Source organism: Vibrio sp. NC2, assembly GCF_025195005.1.
In the GTDB taxonomy this organism is placed as follows: domain Bacteria; phylum Pseudomonadota; class Gammaproteobacteria; order Enterobacterales; family Vibrionaceae; genus Vibrio; species Vibrio splendidus.
On sequence record NZ_JANVFC010000002.1, the window covers coordinates 37796 to 54061 of the forward strand.

Genomic DNA, 16266 nt, shown 5'->3' on the forward strand with positions numbered 1-16266 from the left:
GCGAATAACAGCTACGTTGAGCTAATAGTAGCGACGTTAAGTCAATAACAGCTGCGTTAAGCTAATAGTAGCGACGTTAAGCCAATAACAGCTACGTTAAGCTAATAATAGCTACGTCAAGCCAATAATAGCTACGTTAAGCATAGCTAATGAGTTCATTTTTATTAAAGAAAGCGGCTCGCATTTTAGAGTTGAATAGAATAGGGTATACGGAAAATCTAAAGGTATGAAATTATGGAAAACATAGCAATTTTGGTCGACGTTCAGAACGTTTACTACACAACGCGCGACAAATACCGTTCTAACTTTGATTATAACCAGTTTTGGTATGTTGCCACGGAAGGGCGTAACGTTGTGGCAGCTAATGCTTACGCAATCTCAAGCCAAGATCCAAAGCAGCGTCAATTTCACCATATCCTTCGTGGTGTGGGTTTTAATGTGAAGTTAAAGCCCTTTATTCAGCGCCGAGATGGCAGTGCAAAAGGCGACTGGGATGTGGGTATTGCGTTAGACGCGATAGAACTTGCAGAGACGGTTGATACGATTGTTTTGGTATCAGGAGACGGTGATTTCGAAATCCTTGTAGAGCGAATCAAAGAGCGTTTTGGCAAACCTGTTGAAGTGTATGGTGTTCCGGGGTTAACTGCTCAAAATCTTATCGATTCTGCCTCAAAATTTGTACCGATTGAAAAAGATTTTCTTCTATAGAGGAAATCCCGCACTTTATAATTGAAATCAATAATAACGATAATTAGAATGCAAACTGTTCTTATTTATCGGTGTATGCAATGTCTCGCGTTTTAGTTGTTGATGATGATATCCAGTTGTGTGAGTTACTGGGTGAAGTATTGGAAAATGAGGGGTATCACGTTGATACCGTTCATTGTGGTGAATCTGCGCTAGAGTTTATTCAATCGAACCCTGTCGATTTGGTTCTACTAGACGTAATGCTTCCAAACTTGAGCGGAATTCAAGTGGCAAGGCGTATTTGTCAGCGTTTTGCTACTCCCATTCTTATGCTGACTGCACTAAACGACGATGCCTCTATGCTGGATGGCTACCAAGCTGGAGCCGACCAGTACATCGCCAAACCTTTCAATGTTCCTGAGCTCCTAACCCGTATTAAGGTGATCTTGCGCCGAGTCGGTTTTGAACGCCAGAGACAATCTTTAGCTTCCTCTAATCACGGTTTGTGCGAACAACTATCTCGTTTACCTCTCACGGGCACTGAAAAAGATCTGCTTGATTATCTTGTCAAAAATGACGGTATTGTCGTCTCAAAATCTGACCTGCAAATCCATGTTCTAAAGAAAGAGCTTTGTCCTTTCGATCGTAATTTAGATATGCACATCAGTAATATACGCCGAAAATTGGTTCAAGCTGGCTTGTCGAAGCAACATATCAAAACTGTTCGTGGTAAAGGTTATAGCTACCTAGAGTCGGTAGGAGTATGAGTAAAAAACTGCTGCGTTGCCCTGATTTTATTGCTAAGCGCAAAGACGGACTCACTTTCCAATTATTCAGTTACCTGACCGTCATTTTAGTTAGCATTTTGATCCTACAAGGTGTCGCTGAAAGAGCCTTGATGAAAGCGCTGCTTAAAGTGCCAGAATCGGTTAAAGCGGAAATGCTCGACCTTGCTTATCAAGCGAATGTATTGATTGAAGAAGGGGACATGGATGAACTCGCGGATTGGGGCAATGCTCAGCAGTATTATCTGTTTGTCATCGATAAAGACAATCGACCAGTTACACATCGTCACATGCACCCGCATTTTGAATTTAAGCTCAAATACTTAAGAACGTTAGATCACCAACTTAGTGATCGTGTGAGTAAGCCGATATTCGGCCTGCCACTCAATAACGGTAAAACACTGGTTATCCAACTCCCACACCAGTTTCACCCGGCTAAATCCTTTGCGCCATATTCTTACATGTTGAAAGCGGTAATAGCTTTGATCGTGTTGTCTCTGTTCTCAATTATCATGGCGAAAAGCCTGCAGCAGCCGCTGGATAGATTAAGAGAAGCGAGCCGCAGACTTGCGCAAGGCGACTTCACTGTCAGTGTTGTTTCTGAGTTAAATTCCACGACGCGGGAGTTCAACGAACTTGCTCATGATTTTGATCATATGACGGTAGAGATTAAGTCTCTCGCTGAAAAGCAACGTCGTTTGATTCGTGATGTCTCACACGAGTTAAGAACACCATTAGCAAGGCAAAACCTCGCACTACACCTGCTGCGCGGCAAGGTTGATGATAAAAGCATTGGTTTGCTAGAACGAATGGAAAATGAAACAGAAGAGATGAACAAGCTGGTGGGTGAGATACTTGAATTCAGCCGTCTAGAAACGTCTCGCTATGACTCCAAGTCAAGCTTGATGCACCTTGAGCATTATTGTTCGATGCTAATCGCGCAGATGCAAAATGATTTAAAACCGAATCAAACTTTGATTGGTGATTTAGAGACGCCGACATCAATGGTTAATGTTGATGAAAGGCTACTCCTGCGAGTTATCGGTAATTTGGTCAGTAACGCGATCAAATATGCGGGTGAGAATGCTCATGTTGTCGTGACTACCTATGAACTGTTAACCGATAAACGTTACAGTGTCATATCTGTAGAAGATGACGGGCATGGCATTCCTGATAACAAGATTGCAGGGATTTTCGATCCGTTTACTCGCATAGAGTCAGCCCGTGATAAACAGTCTGGTGGTTACGGTCTTGGGCTAGCGATCGTGAAGGAAGCCATGGGAGTGATGAATGGGCAGGTTACTGTTGAGAATAGAGACGGTGGCGGGCTTAGAGTGAACCTTATGTTCCCAATCGCTGATTAGCTTCTTGTTATTACCTGTCGAGATCCATAGGTAACTATTACTGAAAGCGTGCTAAGAAACATAGCTTAGAAATATTGCTCAGAAATATAGCTTAGAAATATAACTTAGACACATAGCCCAATAAAAAACGCCACTGCATTAGCAGTGGCGTTTTTGTTTATACGCTTTTGATTATCAGCTAGGCATAGCCATTAATTACGCCTTAGCTTGAAGGTAAGAGCGACAGAAAAGCTAGATTATGCCTGTTGGCGTGTTAGCTTAACTTCTTCTTCTTTCTCACCAGCAGCAGGGTCATTGAAGCGAGCTTCGTCAAAAGAACCTTCAGACTTAGCCACAATGATAGTTACGGCACTATCACCTGTGATGTTTACTGCGGTACGAATCATATCAAGAAGGCGGTCAACACCCATGATAAGCGCGATACCTTCAAGCGGTAGACCAACTTGGTTCAATACCATCGCTAGCATAACAAGACCTACACCTGGAACACCTGCAGTACCAACAGACGCCAATGTCGCTGTTAGGATAACCATAAGGTAATCACCCATGGTCAGGTCGATGTTGTATGCCTGTGCGATAAATGCCGTTGCAACACCCTGCATGATAGCAGTGCCGTCCATGTTCACAGTTGCACCTAGTGGTACAGTGAAAGAAGCGACTTTGTTGTCTACGCCCATGCGGTTTTTAGCCGTTTCCATCGTTACTGGAATCGTTGCGTTTGAAGATGCCGTTGAGAATGCAAACATGATTGCATCTTCCATCTTACGTAAGAACGTAATTGGGCTTAGGCCTGTGAATCCTTTAAGCATTGCGCTGTAGGTAACCAAACCGTGTAGAAGTAGGGTACCAGCAAGCACTAAGAAGTATTCAGCCAGGTTCCAAATTGCGCCTAAACCAAGGCCAGAGAACAGCTTCGCCATCAAAAAGAACACACCGTAAGGTGCAAGGTTCATCAGAAGAGCAACAAGCTTCATTATCACTTCGTTCAAGTCAGAGAAAACCGCTGCGATACGCTCGCCAGGTTTACCCGCTGCACTGATTGCAATACCAAACAATACAGCAAATACGATAACTTGCAGCGTTCTGCCCTCAGCCATCGCTTGAATAGGGTTGGTTGGGAACATGTCGATGATTACTTGGCCCAAAGAAGGGGCATCCGCTGATTTGAAAGAGCTCGCAGCAGTAAGATCCGCACCAGCTCCAGGTTGGAACAGGTTACCGATAGTGAGTGCTAGAGTGATAGCAACGGCTGTAGTACCGATATAAAGTGCAAGCGTTTTGCCACCCATACGGCCAAGAGTTGATAAGTCTTTAAGAGAGCTTGTACCGCACACTAGTGAAACGAAGACTAGTGGCACAACAAGCATTTTTAAACTGGCGACAAAAATCTGTCCGCCTACTTCAAAGAGTCCGTTAACGATGTAGTTGTTAACAAATCCGCTGTCTGCAAAAAGGGATTGAATGGCAAATCCCGTTAATATGCCCACGACCATACCGAGGATAACTCGACCAGTTAGAGACATAGGTTTCTTGGTATTCATTTAGAACACTCCTTATTATTTATAACTTTGATACCTTTTCAAAGTGAGCGGGAGATTAGCAGTCGGTTGATCAAATCGAAAAACAAAAAATGAGTTTGAAATTATAGATGTGATCAGAATCACTGATAATTGTGTAAATTAAACAAATAAAAACAAAATAATTCACCATTTATTTACATTTATCGAGGGTTTTATACATCAATCAGTCGTTTCAAAGGTAGTAAATAAGACAAGACAGTATTTGTATTGATCTTGGCTGCTTAGATTGATCAGACCAATGACCTTATAGTGAAATGTTGAATTCATGTTTACAGATCTGCACGCTCAATTAACGTATTGAATTGATTTTTTTGAGCTAAAGAAAGTGTACGTTCAGTGGGCTTTACAAATCTTTACGAATGCAAAGAATGTAAATTTAATGCAAATGGTAATAGTTATCACTTATATTCACTCCCGAAATGATTCAGTGGTACCGGAAACGGTTCAACCGAGCACATCGAATAAATAACAAAGTGCTCGTACAAAAGAATAAAAGCGGAGTAAAGGACATGTTTTCAAAGAGCCCATTGGCTTTAGTGATCGGCGCAGTATTAGCTTCACCAGCAGTATTGGCAGAAACAGTAAAAACAGACGAGCACATGGTTGTTGAAGGTCGTGACTACGGTTACAAGGCCGACACAAACACAACAGCAATGCGCATGGAGGCGACTCAATTAGAGACTCCGGGACAAATTTCGATCATTGATGAACAGCTTATCGATGAACAACGTGCTAGTACTCTGGGCGAAGTTTTACAAAACGATGCAAGTGTTAGTGCTGGTGGTACAAGCCGTAACCGAGAGCGTTTCTCTTTACGTGGGTTCGATCTAGAAAGTTCTTCGGGTTTTCTTCGTGATGGCAAACAACATTGGTCTCACTACCGTCAACCTATTGAATTACTTGAGCGAGTTGAAGTAGTAAAAGGTCCTTCAGGTCTACTTTATGGTCAGTCAGCTCCTGGTGGTTTGATTAACATGGTAGCTAAGAAACCAACTTATGAAACTCAAGTAAGTGTAAGTCAAGATATTGGTTCAAATGATCACTCACGTACAGTAGTGGACGTAAGTGGTAGTCTCAACGAAGCTCAGACATTGCGAGCTCGTACCGTTATAGCTAAAGAAAGTTATAGCTCATGGCGCGAATATGGTGATGGTTCAAAGCCACAAACTGAAAGGTTAGTTGGTGGTCTTTTCGTTGATTATGATGTTACAGAAGACGTACTTGTGTCACTTCACTACGACCGTACGAATGATGATGGAAGTGTTGACTCAGGTGCACTATTTGTTGATGGTAAACAAGTCGGTAGCGATAAGCATATTTGGGACGCTCAATGGTCTGAGATTGAAAATGACGTAGAGAATGTTGGTATCGATGTTAATGCTAACCTTACTGATTCAATTCGACTGAGTACTGGCTTTAATTACCAAGATTTTGAACGTACTGATGTAGAAAGCTTTCCGGGCTTCGACAACTTAAACCCTGATGGAACTGGTACGGTTTCTCATGGTGGTAGCCATCGTCAAGATAATTGGCGTTTTCGTACTGCTTATTTAGACGTAGTTAGTGACTTTGAGTTGGTAGGTATGGAACACCAATTCTTGGTTGGCTCAAACTGGTTAGGTTATAGCTACAAGCGCGACCAATTGGGTTATAACTCAGTAGATGTTGCTCCTGGTGAAAGTGTGGGTACACCAACGTTGAGCAGCAATGACCGTCATACTTTCAGTTCTTATGATTCTTGGGGTTTTTATGCTCAAGACCTAATTTCAATAAATGAACAATGGCAAGTTTTAGCGGGCGTGCGTTTTGATCGTAAAGTTGCAAATGGTGTTGCAGAAGAACATGTTTCTCCGAAGTTAGGTGCTATTTATCACCCAGCGGAAAACGGTAGTGTTTATTTAACTTATTCTGAAAGTTTCGAGCCTCAAGGCATGGTTTCAAGTGGTCGTCGAACTTATACGAATGATGGCGAACTTCTTGACGCTAAAGTAGGTAAGTCATACGAAGCTGGCACGAAATGGGAGCTTATGGATAACAGCCTATTCGTTTCCGGTGCGATTTTTGATATTACCCAAGATAGCATCGCACTTGATGTTAAAGAGTCGAACGGTGATTACACTAAGACACAATCTGGTGAACAACATCACCGTGGTGCCGAAATTTCAGCTCAGGGCTTTATTACAGAACAGCTATCACTTAGTGGCTCTACTATGTACCTAGATGCTGAAATTGTTAATCATGAAACTTATGCTGGTAACCGTCCAGCAGATGTTCCTGAGTTCTCAGCGAGCCTTTGGTCTAAATACTCTGTTACCAATGCGACTGATGTAAACGTTGGCGTTATCTATGAAGGGTCACGTTATGGCGATGATGCTAATACATTCAAAAAAGACGGTTACACCCGTGTTGATATGGGTGTTGCATACACGCTTAAATATGACGCTGATTTAGATATGATCGTTAGGTTTAATGTTGAGAATCTATTTGATACGGATTACTTAGCCGGCGGTGGCTCAACTGATGTAATCAATGGTCAGGTATATGCTGACGGTGTAGTCATTGGCGAAGGCCGCAACTACATGGCAACACTGCAGGTTAAATACTAATTTGTCTGTAGGGTTTCATTGATAGCTTAAATACTAAGGGGAAGGTTTCGACTTTCCCCTTTCGTGATTCTGCTATTTAGTAAAAATATCCCTAGTAATGCGAGTGACTTTTAATGATAATGAGACTGCTTATCAATAAAACTCATTTGACCTTCTTCTTATAGTAAATGACTACAATTATGAATCTTTTAAAAACTAGCCTAGCGCTTGCCATCAGTTTGGTTGCAACGTCTTCTATGGCAAACAGCTTGGATCAAGCTCAATCAATTCAAAACAAGACCAATAACGCGTCGGCTTCGAGCCAAAAGGTTATTGATAAAAGCTCACAAGCGACTCTAATGTTGCAATCTGAGATTGAGCGTCTGCAAGAAGAAGTGAAAAATCTAGAAATCTATCACGATCACCTTGCTGCATTGGTTGAAAGCCAGAATCAAGAAGCTCAGAGCATTGAAGGGCAGATCGATGAAATTAAACTAACGCGTCAAGGTGTTGTGCCTTTAATGTACAAGATGATCGATGGCCTCCAAGAAGTTATTGAAAGTGATCTTCCTTTCAAGAAAAAGAGCCGTCTGCGTCGCGTTGAAAAGCTGAAAGCGATGATAACTCGTGCTGATGTCAGCGACGCTGAAAAATATCGCCGTATCTTAGAGGCGTATCAAATTGAAGTGGATTACGGTATTAAGCTCAGTTCTTATTCAAGCCGTGTCGAATTAAGTAAAGATAAAGTACTTGAAGTTGACGTTTTGCATCTTGGACGTATTTCACTAGTCGCTCGTAACTTGAATGGTACTCAATATTGGTCTTGGGACCAAAATAGCGCCCAATGGCAAGAGCTTGATTCTTCGATGAAATCTGAGTTGGACAAAGCGTACGATATTGCTAATAAGCAAGCATCTCCAAGCTTAATCACTTTACCTGTTTCTTTGACTGTTGCGGAGGTTAAGTAATGAACTTTAAGCCATTAGCAGCATTGCTTTGCATTACGTCCATTTCATTTTCTGCTTTCTCTGCATCAGACACGACTGCTCAACTAGTTAATAAAGCAAAATCAGAAAGCCGCACTCAAGCTTCTCACAACGTGGTGCGTGAGGCTGACTTCAAAAAGACAGAACAAGAACTCAAAGCCATCAAAGCACAGCTTGATGCGAAACGTACATCGGTTCAAAACGCGACAGACGTTCTAACGAGTACATTCAGTGATAACGAAAATAAACTGGCTCGTTTAGAAGAGAAACTGCGTTTAGAGACTGGTAGCTTAGGTGAGTTGTTTGGAGTTGTAAGACAAAACGCGAAAGATCTCGATCATGAACTATCTGACACCGTTACTAATGTCGATCGAGCTGTTTACACAGAAACTGTTTATGACATCGTGGACGCTAAATCATTGCCTTCGATGTCTCAATTAACAGGCCTTTGGTTAAGCATGATGGAGCAAATCAAAGCGAGCTCGGAGATAAGCAAATCGACTGTTGCTCTTGTTAATGATGAGGGAGTAACTGAAAGTGCAGAAGTTTATCGCCTAGGTTCTATTGGTTTGGTTGCAGAACCAGGTTACGTATGGTGGGACTCTAAGCACCAAGATGCGATTGTTTACTTGAAGCAGCCATCAAATGGTCCAACACTGGCGTCGCTTTCTACATTAGCTAATGGCGAAGTGTCTAACGTGGTAGTCGATCCCTCCCGTGGATTCATGCTAGATCAATTAGCTTTGGAACCAAGCCTAACTGACCGCCTTCAAGCGGGTGGTGTTGTTGGTAAAGTGATTCTTGGCTTGTTGGCAATTGGTTTAATCATCGCATTGGTTCGTGGTATTTCTTTGGCTATCGCTCGTCAGAAAATTCGCGCACAACTTAAGCACCCTGAACAAGCGGGCGACAACCCTCTGGGTCGCGTTCTTGCGGTTTACAACAAAGAACAAAACCAAACGGTTGAAGCACTTGAGCTACGTCTATTAGAAGCGGTCGTTGATGAACAGACTCACCTAGAGAAAGGTTTGTCGATGCTGAAACTTCTAGCAGCGCTCGCACCTATGCTTGGCTTGTTGGGTACCGTAACCGGCATGATCGAAACATTCCAAGTGATTACACAGTTTGGCAATGGCGACCCTAAAGTGATGGCGGGTGGTATTTCGATGGCGCTTGTAACAACCGTACTTGGTCTTGTTGCTGCAATGCCACTACTACTTGCACACAACATTCTTAGCACTCAATCAGAGAACATTCGCAATATTCTTGAGAAACAAGGGATTGGCCTTGTTGCTGAACAGGCAGAAAAGACGGTTGAATCAAAAGCTGTTGTTTCACCAGTTGGGACTGCTGCGTAATGGATATTTTGTCGGGTTCTCTATTACCAGCAAGTTGGTTAACGAGTGACTGGCTGCTGTCTTTATCAAGCTTTATGGAGCAGGGCGGTTTCGTCCTGTGGTGGCTAGCCGCTGTTGTCCTAGTGTATTGGGTGCTTGTGGTAGAACGCGTGCTTTACCTAGCGTTCTATTTTCCAAAGCAACGCCAAGTTTGGATTACAAAGTGGCATGAAAGAGAAGATCACTCTTCTTGGCATGCTAAAGCCATTCGTGAAGGTTGGTTAGGGCAAGCGAGTATCTTGCTTAACCAAAACTTGAATTTTATTAAGCTGTTAGTCGCTATTTGTCCTATGTTGGGCTTGTTAGGTACCGTAACCGGTATGATCTCTGTTTTTGATGTCATGGCGACTCAAGGAAGCAGTGACCCTAAATTGATGGCTTCAGGTATCTCGTTGGCAACACTGCCAACCATGGCAGGTATGGTTGCTGCATTAGCGGGCATGTTTGTTCACGCTCGTTTAGCGAAAGTGTGTAACCGCTTAGAATTGAAATTAGAAAAATCTTTAAGGAGTCAACGATGAGACTCGGTCGACGTCATTCTAAAAACGAAGAGGCTCAAATAGACCTTACTTCGATGCTTGATATTGTATTTATCATGCTTATTTTCTTTATTGTGACCAGTTCATTTGTTCGTGAATCAGGGGTTGAAGTCAATCGACCACAAGCGTCTAACGTAGTAAGCCAAAAGGATGCGGGCATCTTTGTTGCGATCACTTCAGCGAATGACATCTTCATCGATAAACGTGTTGTTGATGTTGAACGTGTCCAAGCAACGTTAGAACACTTGTTGCTAGAACAACCTGATGCTTCTTTGGTTATTCAAGCGGATGAACACGCTTACAACGGTACGGTTGTTAAAGTGATGGACGCTGCTAAAGGTGCGGGTGTTAAAAACATTGCGCTTGCTGCTGAAAAGCGATGATCTTGGAGGATCTTCATAAATGATTCGCCTATTTCTTGCTTTACCGCTAGCGGGCGCATTGGGCTTAGCTCTGTTTTCTTTTATGGCTTGGATGGTCGATAATGGCCACCAACGATCACCAGATAATAGTGAGACGTTAAGTTTCAATATGGTGATGGTGGAACAAGAACAAGAAGTCCAAAGAAGACAACGTGCAGTCCCTGAAAAACCAGAAATGCCAGAGCCGCCACCGGAAGCGAAAACGTCTCAGTCACAAGCTGAAGTTACGCCTCTGAATTCGATGTCTTCACTGCCGTCATTGGATTTGAATACATCGGTTGATGGCTTAGCGATTAACGCACCGACATTTTCTGATTTTGGGTCGAACCAACAGGCAATGCCTCTGTATCGAGTAGAACCTCGTTACCCAGCGAAGGCGCTTAAGCGTGGCGCTGAAGGTCATGTCATTATGTCTTTTACTATCGATGAGACGGGGCGCCCAGTTGATATTCAAGTCACTGACGCAAACCCACGTCGTATGTTTGAACGTGAAGCGATGAGAGCACTTAAAAAATGGAAATATCAACCAAAAGTCGTCGATGGAAAAGCGATAGCTCAGGTTGGTCAAACCGTGAAACTAGAGTTTAAGTTGGCAAAATGATGAAACAGATATGGATATTAGTGGGCTTGTTGTTAATGCCCCTTACAACACAAGCAAAAGAGCTGACTCAATATACTGCTATTCGTGTTCAAAAGGCGAATAAGCTTGCTCAAGATGAACAGGTTAAACAGGCGATTGACGTACTTGCGGGCTTGGAGCTTTCGAAAGGCTACGACAAAGCGTACGTAGCTCGTATGCTGGGTGTGTTTTACTGGCAAGATGGCAAAACCGACACGGCAATCAAGCAGCTTACTTATGCGGTCGACAGCAATTTGCTGGTTGATGAGCAAGCTTGGATAACGAAGCGCATGCTGGCTGATTTGTTGTTGAACGATCAGCAGTTTAAAAACGCGCTTCCGCACTATTACGAGTTAGTGAAAACAGCGCCAGAAAAAGAAAAGAAAGACACGCTTTGGATGCGAATTGCACAAGCTGAATACCAAATTGAAAACTGGTCGAAAGTCTTAGTTGCCATCGGTAATCGAGACAAATTCAATTCAAAAGCAGAGTTGTCGCCTCTATCGCTAAAATTGGGCGCACAGCTTCAGTTAAAACAGTGGAAGCAGTCTATTCCGACACTGGAAAGTCTCATTGAACTTCAACCAGAGAAAGATAACTGGTGGCGTCAACTTGTCGGTATTCAGCTAAGATTGGAACGTAATCGTGATGCATTGAACACGTTAGCACTGGCTGATTTACAGGGCGTTGAGCTTAAAAATTCGGATCGCCGTTTATTAGCACAGCTTTATGCCAAACGAGGTATTCCAGAGCGAGCTGCTGAAGAAATAAGTAAGTTAGATGACGCGAACAGTGACGTTCAACTTCTGGCTGAGCAAGCAACTTACTGGCAGCTAGCTAAAGAGTGGGACAATGCCATTGAAGTGTGGACGTTAGCCTCTAAAAAGGACACTCAATACCACTGGAATGTGGCACAGCTATTGGTTCAGCAAGGTTACTACGACCGAGCGTTGGTTGTTTTAGACAAAGTGAAAGACAAAAACAAACAAGCCGACGTTGCTTTAGCGAAAGTGCGTTCATGGTACAAGTTAAAGAATCTTGATAACGCCCTTGCTCAAGCCAAGCGTGCGAACAACATTGAGCCCTCTTCTGAGGCGAAAGGTTGGATCAAATACCTGACTCAGCTTAGAACGGTAAGTGACAACGGAAACGTCTAACCGCTCATAGCAAACAGAAGACAAGAAACAGCACATTAGAAACAAGAAAAGCAAAAGGGTGTCATTTGATCGTTCAAATGACACCCTTTTTTATATATTGAATAAAATTGAGCCTTAGTGTTTCATTAGGCCTTGCTGTTTGATCGAGGTATGAGCAAAGGCAAAGTTAAGGGCTACACATCTCGCCACTGTGCGATCCCGCGATGATCATTCCGTTTTGGTCAGCAACCCAGTTGATAGTGCAGTCACGATAGGGATTTTTGAAAGCATGTTGTGTTTCGCCATTCTTGAGTGGGGTTTGAGTTTCTACCCAAGCAAACGTGCGCGATTCCCAAAATGAAACAGCTTGAGAGTGAGGCGTTAAATACAACTTTTGGGCGTCGGCAATATTGGAGCCGATATAACTCTCGATATGTTCGTCAGTGCCGATAATCTGGCTAGTACAAGCCGTTACCAACATGGTAAAAGCTAAAATAATCATACGCATTTCAAAATCCTTTTAAACATGTATCGCCATGCTCGTTTTATAGACAATAGCTTAAACTACTCTTGAACAGATCGTGATGTTAATGATCTTGATAGTGATCTCAGTTCTAAATACTTCCAGCTTTCCTTTCTTAAATGCACGGTGTATCCACCTATTGCTTTCTATCGATGATCTTTCGGTTGAATCAGATTGACGTTTGTCCCCTTGATTGACGTTTGAAACAGTTATTACCGCCAGCTTTAAACGTTAACAAGATTTACATGTTAACAGAGTAGATAAGCAGTTCGATTACTTCCCATGTAATGTTATGTAAATCTCCTTACGCTGCTCGGCAAACGTAAACAATGTAAATTGAATGCCAATACGAATGATTATCAACTAAATTGTCGCCATAAAATTTATAGGTATTGGTTTGTATGTCGTTAAAAAGTAGGGCGGTTCAATCATGGGCTCGTCGACTTCATGTTTATATCTCAATGGCGCTTCTGTTCGTTGTTCTTTTCTTCTCAGTGACAGGTATCACCCTTAATCGACCTGAGTTATTTGAATCAACCCAACCCAATATCCAACGGTCTACGTTAACGCTTCCTGCAAGTTTATTTTCAATCCAAGACGGACGATTAAAAGCCGACGAAACGGCCTTTGAGACATTTCTGTTTGAAGAAGCCAACCTATCTGGCGTCCCTTCAGGTTTAGACATCTACGCCGAGATTGAAGGCGGTGAGTTGCTCATCGGTGAAGTGTCTATGGACTTCAAAGGACCAGGCTACAACGCTTCTGTGTTCGTTGACGTGACGTCTGAAATGGTGGAAGTCGAAACCACCAATTACGGCGTTATCGCACTTTTGAACGATCTACACAAAGGCCGTAACAGCGGTGAAGTTTGGAAGTGGTTCATCGATATCACAGCGCTACTGATGATCTTCTTTGTACTTACAGGCGTGTGCTTACTGTTACCTAAGAAAAAAACACTGAATACCTCCATTAAATGGACGGTATTTGGGTCTGCAATCTCGCTTGCTATCTATTTTTTCGCCGTACCTTAACCCCTCGTTAGCTTGATGAATTAGGCTGATGAGTCAGTTTAGTGAATCAGCTTGAAGAACGAACTAAAGGTTAAACGGATTTAAAAGGTTGTTAAACATGAAAAAAATGAACTGGAGCAAGGCGCTTCTTGCTTTATCTCTTTTGCCAAGCCTAGGTATGGCACAAGCGATCCCTGATACGGCAAAACTTGATGTGAACTTTAAGCTTCCAAAGATTGATACCTCTATGTACGCGCGTCCTTATGTGGCGGTGTGGGTAGAGAACAGCGAACGAAAGTCAGTGAAAACCATCGAGCTTTGGGTCGGTAAAGATGAATGGCTTAAAGACTTACGTAGCTGGTGGAGAAAAGTTGGGCGTTACGATCGTGAATTGGTTGATGCAGTGACTTCTGCAACGCGCCCAGCTGGCCAGTACCGTTTCGTTTGGGATGGTAAGAGCGATGACGGCCAAGCTCTAGAGCAAGGCGAATACACGGTTCATATCGAAGTTGTTCGCGAACACGGTGGCCGTAACTACCTTCGTCAAAAAGTATCGCTAACGGATGTAAATGCTTCTTATGAGCTAAAGGCGACAGAAGAGACGGGCGAAATCACTCTGAACTACATCGCTAAATAGTAAGTGCGAATAGCAAAAGCAAACTGAACAGAATAGACAGTCGTCATCGTAGGCTCAGATAGAGCGACACGGCTAACAATTATAAATAATGGAATTTAACATGATGAAACAGACAAAAATTAAGGCACTTGCACTAGCGGGTGTGATGGCATTCGGCCTAGCAGCGACGACAACGGCACAAGCTCACCCACGCTGGATTTTGCCATCACACTTTACCGTATCGAAAGAAGGCGGCGATTGGCTAACGTTCGACGTGACTGCATCTCACGGTACGTTCGTTTTCGATAAGCCAGCAGGCAGTGAAAACGCTCATATCATCATGCCAGACGGTCGCAGCGAGCGTCCTAACTTTGTTATTCGCGGTAAACGTCGTTCAATCTTTGATTTCTACTTTGAAGAAGAAGGCACGCACAAAGTTGCGATTAACAATGAGCCTTCTTACTACACGCAATACAAAGCGGGTCGTCGTGACACAGTGAAATGGGTCAAAGCAAACAAAGCGGAACGTGATTCAGTTCTTCCTGAAAAGTCGCGTGACGTGGTAACGCAAATCAGCTTCACTCGTGCAGAAAGCTACATCACAGTAGGTAAGCCATCGGATTCAGTCTTCAAAATTGAAGGCAAGCTACTTGAAATGAAGCCAGTAACGCACCCTTCAGATATCATTGAAGGCGAACCGGTGACATTCCAATTCTTCTACAACGGTGAAATTCAAAAAGACGTGAAAGCGGAAATCACTCGTGAAGGCACGCTTTACCGCAACCACCAAGAACAGATTGATGTAGTGAGTGATGAGAACGGCGAAATCACGTTCACTCCAGACGTAGCGGGTCGTTACGTAATGAAAGCGAACTACAAAGGTGAGTTGATTGACAACCCACTGGCAGACAAAGCAAGCGCGAACGTTCACCTAACGTTCGAAGCACTGCTTCAATAATTTGTGATGTCGGGGCTAGATCCCTGATTAAGAAATCAAAAACTTAAGGGCTCATTTGAGCCCTTTATCGCTCAGTTTACTACTGAGAATTTGCACTGTGGCTAGGGTACGAACCATGACAATAAAAACAAAACTTAACGCACTAATAACTCCTTGCTTAGCCCTGGGACTTGGTTTCGCTGCATTACCTGCGCAAGCACACTTCCCATTAATGAGCTGCTGGTTTGAAGGCAAAACCGTGGCTTGCGAAGCGGGCTATTCAGACGGTAGCAAAGCGATTGATTACGCGGTTCAGATGTACGACTACGAAGACAACTTGATTGCAAAACAGATGACCGATAAGCGATCTATTGTTGAATTTCCAAACCCAGATACTGAGTTTTACCTTGTGTTTGATTCAGGCCACGAGTTTCCTGTTGAAGTCGACGTTGTAGAGATCAGCGAGAAATGATGATTCAAGGCGTACGTGCTGACACGGGAGGCAGAGAAGGTAAATGGGTAGGGCTGATCATTGTGTTCATTCTGAGCTTTGCTACGGTCGCTATTCCATTTCATCAAGCAGAATCCCACGTAAAAGCGGTACTTGATCATCAAATTCTGGTGACCGATGTTGAACAAGAAAACTTGGCAATGTTGTCAGAACTGCGTTTAGCGCATGAAGAGATTCGCGACCTGCGTATGGACTCTGATGGCGAATGGCCAAGTGTCGTATCACTTAAAGATGAATGGGTCGCGCCATTTGTTGAAGACCAGAGTTGGAAACGTAAAGGTTCTCATACTTGGTTATTGGACGAGCACGGTTACTACTTTTCTACACCAAGTGAACAAGCTACATCAAGTGAATATGCTGCACAAAGCGAACATGGCTTTGCGGACTCCTTTATTTTAAACGCGAACAGCGTTTCACCTGAAATCTGGATTTTCTTTGGTGGCGTCGCAAGTCAACCGACTAATTTTGATGAGAACACACTGGAATCTGCAGACTGGAAAATGGTCGTCAATGAATCAGAAGTTGAACAGCATGATGCTTCTTCTCATTAAACAACCCGGCTTACAAAA

The 16266-nt window shown here is 43.2% G+C and carries 17 protein-coding genes; 15 read left to right on the forward strand and 2 right to left on the reverse strand.

The features are described 5' to 3' along the window. Positions 1-234 precede the first annotated feature (234 nt). The 3 genes from NX845_RS03885 (at position 235) to NX845_RS03895 (ending at position 2836) form a co-directional block, all read left to right on the forward strand. On the forward strand, positions 235-708 hold the full coding sequence (locus tag NX845_RS03885) for an NYN domain-containing protein (protein WP_004731130.1): 474 nt from the start codon (positions 235-237) through the stop codon (positions 706-708). 80 nt (positions 709-788) lie between these two features. Next, the gene (locus NX845_RS03890) at positions 789-1454 is read left to right on the forward strand and encodes a response regulator transcription factor (protein WP_017079290.1); all 666 of its coding nucleotides are present in this window, start codon (positions 789-791) and stop codon (positions 1452-1454) included. Further along, positions 1451-2836, forward strand: a complete 1386-nt coding sequence (locus NX845_RS03895) for a sensor histidine kinase (protein ID WP_065682493.1) — start codon at positions 1451-1453, stop codon at positions 2834-2836. Before NX845_RS03890 ends, NX845_RS03895 begins: the two co-directional genes overlap by 4 nt. A gap of 236 nt (positions 2837-3072) precedes the next feature. On the opposite strand, the gene NX845_RS03900 is transcribed toward NX845_RS03895, so the two are convergent. After that, positions 3073-4377 carry a dicarboxylate/amino acid:cation symporter gene (locus NX845_RS03900; RefSeq protein ID WP_065682494.1) on the reverse strand — a complete coding sequence of 435 codons (1305 nt, stop codon included), beginning with the start codon at positions 4375-4377 and terminating at the stop codon, positions 3073-3075. A 548-nt stretch (positions 4378-4925) separates the two neighbouring features. Between NX845_RS03900 and NX845_RS03905 the strand changes: the two genes are divergently transcribed. The 7 genes from NX845_RS03905 (at position 4926) to NX845_RS03935 (ending at position 12121) form a co-directional block, all read left to right on the forward strand. Next, positions 4926-7022 carry a TonB-dependent siderophore receptor gene (locus NX845_RS03905; RefSeq protein WP_065682495.1) on the forward strand — a complete coding sequence of 699 codons (2097 nt, stop codon included), beginning with the start codon at positions 4926-4928 and terminating at the stop codon, positions 7020-7022. Between the two features lie 179 nt (positions 7023-7201). Continuing rightward, a complete protein-coding gene (locus tag NX845_RS03910; RefSeq protein WP_017095757.1) occupies positions 7202-7969 on the forward strand; it encodes a DUF3450 domain-containing protein in 768 nt (255 codons plus the stop codon). Next, entirely contained in the window at positions 7969-9345 is a 1377-nt protein-coding gene (locus tag NX845_RS03915) for a MotA/TolQ/ExbB proton channel family protein (protein WP_017081047.1), read from the forward strand. Before NX845_RS03910 ends, NX845_RS03915 begins: the two co-directional genes overlap by 1 nt. Beyond that, positions 9345-9905: a MotA/TolQ/ExbB proton channel family protein gene (locus tag NX845_RS03920; RefSeq protein WP_017081048.1), complete on the forward strand. Its 561-nt coding sequence runs from the start codon at positions 9345-9347 to the stop codon at positions 9903-9905. Before NX845_RS03915 ends, NX845_RS03920 begins: the two co-directional genes overlap by 1 nt. Continuing rightward, the gene (locus tag NX845_RS03925) at positions 9902-10306 is read left to right on the forward strand and encodes a biopolymer transporter ExbD (protein WP_004731145.1); all 405 of its coding nucleotides are present in this window, start codon (positions 9902-9904) and stop codon (positions 10304-10306) included. The genes NX845_RS03920 and NX845_RS03925 overlap by 4 nt, the downstream gene beginning before the upstream one ends. 19 nt (positions 10307-10325) lie before the next feature. Further along, complete coding sequence (locus NX845_RS03930) at positions 10326-10946, forward strand: energy transducer TonB (RefSeq protein WP_017093558.1); 621 nt, start codon at positions 10326-10328, stop codon at positions 10944-10946. Beyond that, positions 10943-12121 carry a lipopolysaccharide assembly protein LapB gene (locus NX845_RS03935; RefSeq protein ID WP_017081050.1) on the forward strand — a complete coding sequence of 393 codons (1179 nt, stop codon included), beginning with the start codon at positions 10943-10945 and terminating at the stop codon, positions 12119-12121. Before NX845_RS03930 ends, NX845_RS03935 begins: the two co-directional genes overlap by 4 nt. A 166-nt stretch (positions 12122-12287) precedes the next feature. Here NX845_RS03935 and NX845_RS03940 read toward each other — a convergent pair whose 3' ends face one another. Continuing rightward, a complete protein-coding gene (locus tag NX845_RS03940) occupies positions 12288-12608 on the reverse strand; it encodes a hypothetical protein (RefSeq protein WP_102482660.1) in 321 nt (106 codons plus the stop codon). A gap of 416 nt (positions 12609-13024) precedes the next feature. Between NX845_RS03940 and NX845_RS03945 the strand changes: the two genes are divergently transcribed. From NX845_RS03945 to NX845_RS03965, 5 genes are all read left to right on the forward strand, one after another. Continuing rightward, entirely contained in the window at positions 13025-13654 is a 630-nt protein-coding gene (locus NX845_RS03945) for a PepSY-associated TM helix domain-containing protein (RefSeq protein WP_017095756.1), read from the forward strand. 97 nt (positions 13655-13751) lie between these two features. Further along, complete coding sequence (locus tag NX845_RS03950) at positions 13752-14270, forward strand: DUF2271 domain-containing protein (RefSeq protein ID WP_017093561.1); 519 nt, start codon at positions 13752-13754, stop codon at positions 14268-14270. Between the two features lie 100 nt (positions 14271-14370). Continuing rightward, on the forward strand, positions 14371-15207 hold the full coding sequence (locus NX845_RS03955; RefSeq protein ID WP_065682496.1) for a DUF4198 domain-containing protein: 837 nt from the start codon (positions 14371-14373) through the stop codon (positions 15205-15207). Positions 15208-15322: 115 nt separating this feature from the next. Next, on the forward strand, positions 15323-15658 hold the full coding sequence (locus tag NX845_RS03960; RefSeq protein WP_065682497.1) for a hypothetical protein: 336 nt from the start codon (positions 15323-15325) through the stop codon (positions 15656-15658). Further along, positions 15655-16248 carry a DUF6162 family protein gene (locus NX845_RS03965; protein WP_065682498.1) on the forward strand — a complete coding sequence of 198 codons (594 nt, stop codon included), beginning with the start codon at positions 15655-15657 and terminating at the stop codon, positions 16246-16248. Before NX845_RS03960 ends, NX845_RS03965 begins: the two co-directional genes overlap by 4 nt. The last annotated feature ends 18 nt before the right edge of the window (positions 16249-16266 follow it).

What these genes read in the sequence shown, in the direction of transcription:
- NX845_RS03965 (WP_065682498.1), top strand. Translation starts at nt 15,655, where the DNA reads ATGATGATTCAAGGCGTACGTGCTGACACGGGAGGCAGAGAAGGTAAA.
- NX845_RS03950 (WP_017093561.1), top strand. Translation starts at nt 13,752, where the DNA reads ATGAAAAAAATGAACTGGAGCAAGGCGCTTCTTGCTTTATCTCTTTTG.
- NX845_RS03935 (WP_017081050.1), top strand. Translation starts at nt 10,943, where the DNA reads ATGATGAAACAGATATGGATATTAGTGGGCTTGTTGTTAATGCCCCTT.
- NX845_RS03915 (WP_017081047.1), top strand. Translation starts at nt 7,969, where the DNA reads ATGAACTTTAAGCCATTAGCAGCATTGCTTTGCATTACGTCCATTTCA.
- NX845_RS03895 (WP_065682493.1), top strand. Translation starts at nt 1,451, where the DNA reads ATGAGTAAAAAACTGCTGCGTTGCCCTGATTTTATTGCTAAGCGCAAA.
- NX845_RS03955 (WP_065682496.1), top strand. Translation starts at nt 14,371, where the DNA reads ATGATGAAACAGACAAAAATTAAGGCACTTGCACTAGCGGGTGTGATG.
- NX845_RS03920 (WP_017081048.1), top strand. Translation starts at nt 9,345, where the DNA reads ATGGATATTTTGTCGGGTTCTCTATTACCAGCAAGTTGGTTAACGAGT.
- NX845_RS03945 (WP_017095756.1), top strand. Translation starts at nt 13,025, where the DNA reads ATGTCGTTAAAAAGTAGGGCGGTTCAATCATGGGCTCGTCGACTTCAT.
- NX845_RS03930 (WP_017093558.1), top strand. Translation starts at nt 10,326, where the DNA reads ATGATTCGCCTATTTCTTGCTTTACCGCTAGCGGGCGCATTGGGCTTA.
- NX845_RS03900 (WP_065682494.1), bottom strand. Translation starts at nt 4,377, where the DNA reads ATGAATACCAAGAAACCTATGTCTCTAACTGGTCGAGTTATCCTCGGT.
- NX845_RS03910 (WP_017095757.1), top strand. Translation starts at nt 7,202, where the DNA reads ATGAATCTTTTAAAAACTAGCCTAGCGCTTGCCATCAGTTTGGTTGCA.
- NX845_RS03940 (WP_102482660.1), bottom strand. Translation starts at nt 12,608, where the DNA reads ATGCGTATGATTATTTTAGCTTTTACCATGTTGGTAACGGCTTGTACT.
- NX845_RS03890 (WP_017079290.1), top strand. Translation starts at nt 789, where the DNA reads ATGTCTCGCGTTTTAGTTGTTGATGATGATATCCAGTTGTGTGAGTTA.
- NX845_RS03925 (WP_004731145.1), top strand. Translation starts at nt 9,902, where the DNA reads ATGAGACTCGGTCGACGTCATTCTAAAAACGAAGAGGCTCAAATAGAC.
- NX845_RS03905 (WP_065682495.1), top strand. Translation starts at nt 4,926, where the DNA reads ATGTTTTCAAAGAGCCCATTGGCTTTAGTGATCGGCGCAGTATTAGCT.
- NX845_RS03885 (WP_004731130.1), top strand. Translation starts at nt 235, where the DNA reads ATGGAAAACATAGCAATTTTGGTCGACGTTCAGAACGTTTACTACACA.
- NX845_RS03960 (WP_065682497.1), top strand. Translation starts at nt 15,323, where the DNA reads ATGACAATAAAAACAAAACTTAACGCACTAATAACTCCTTGCTTAGCC.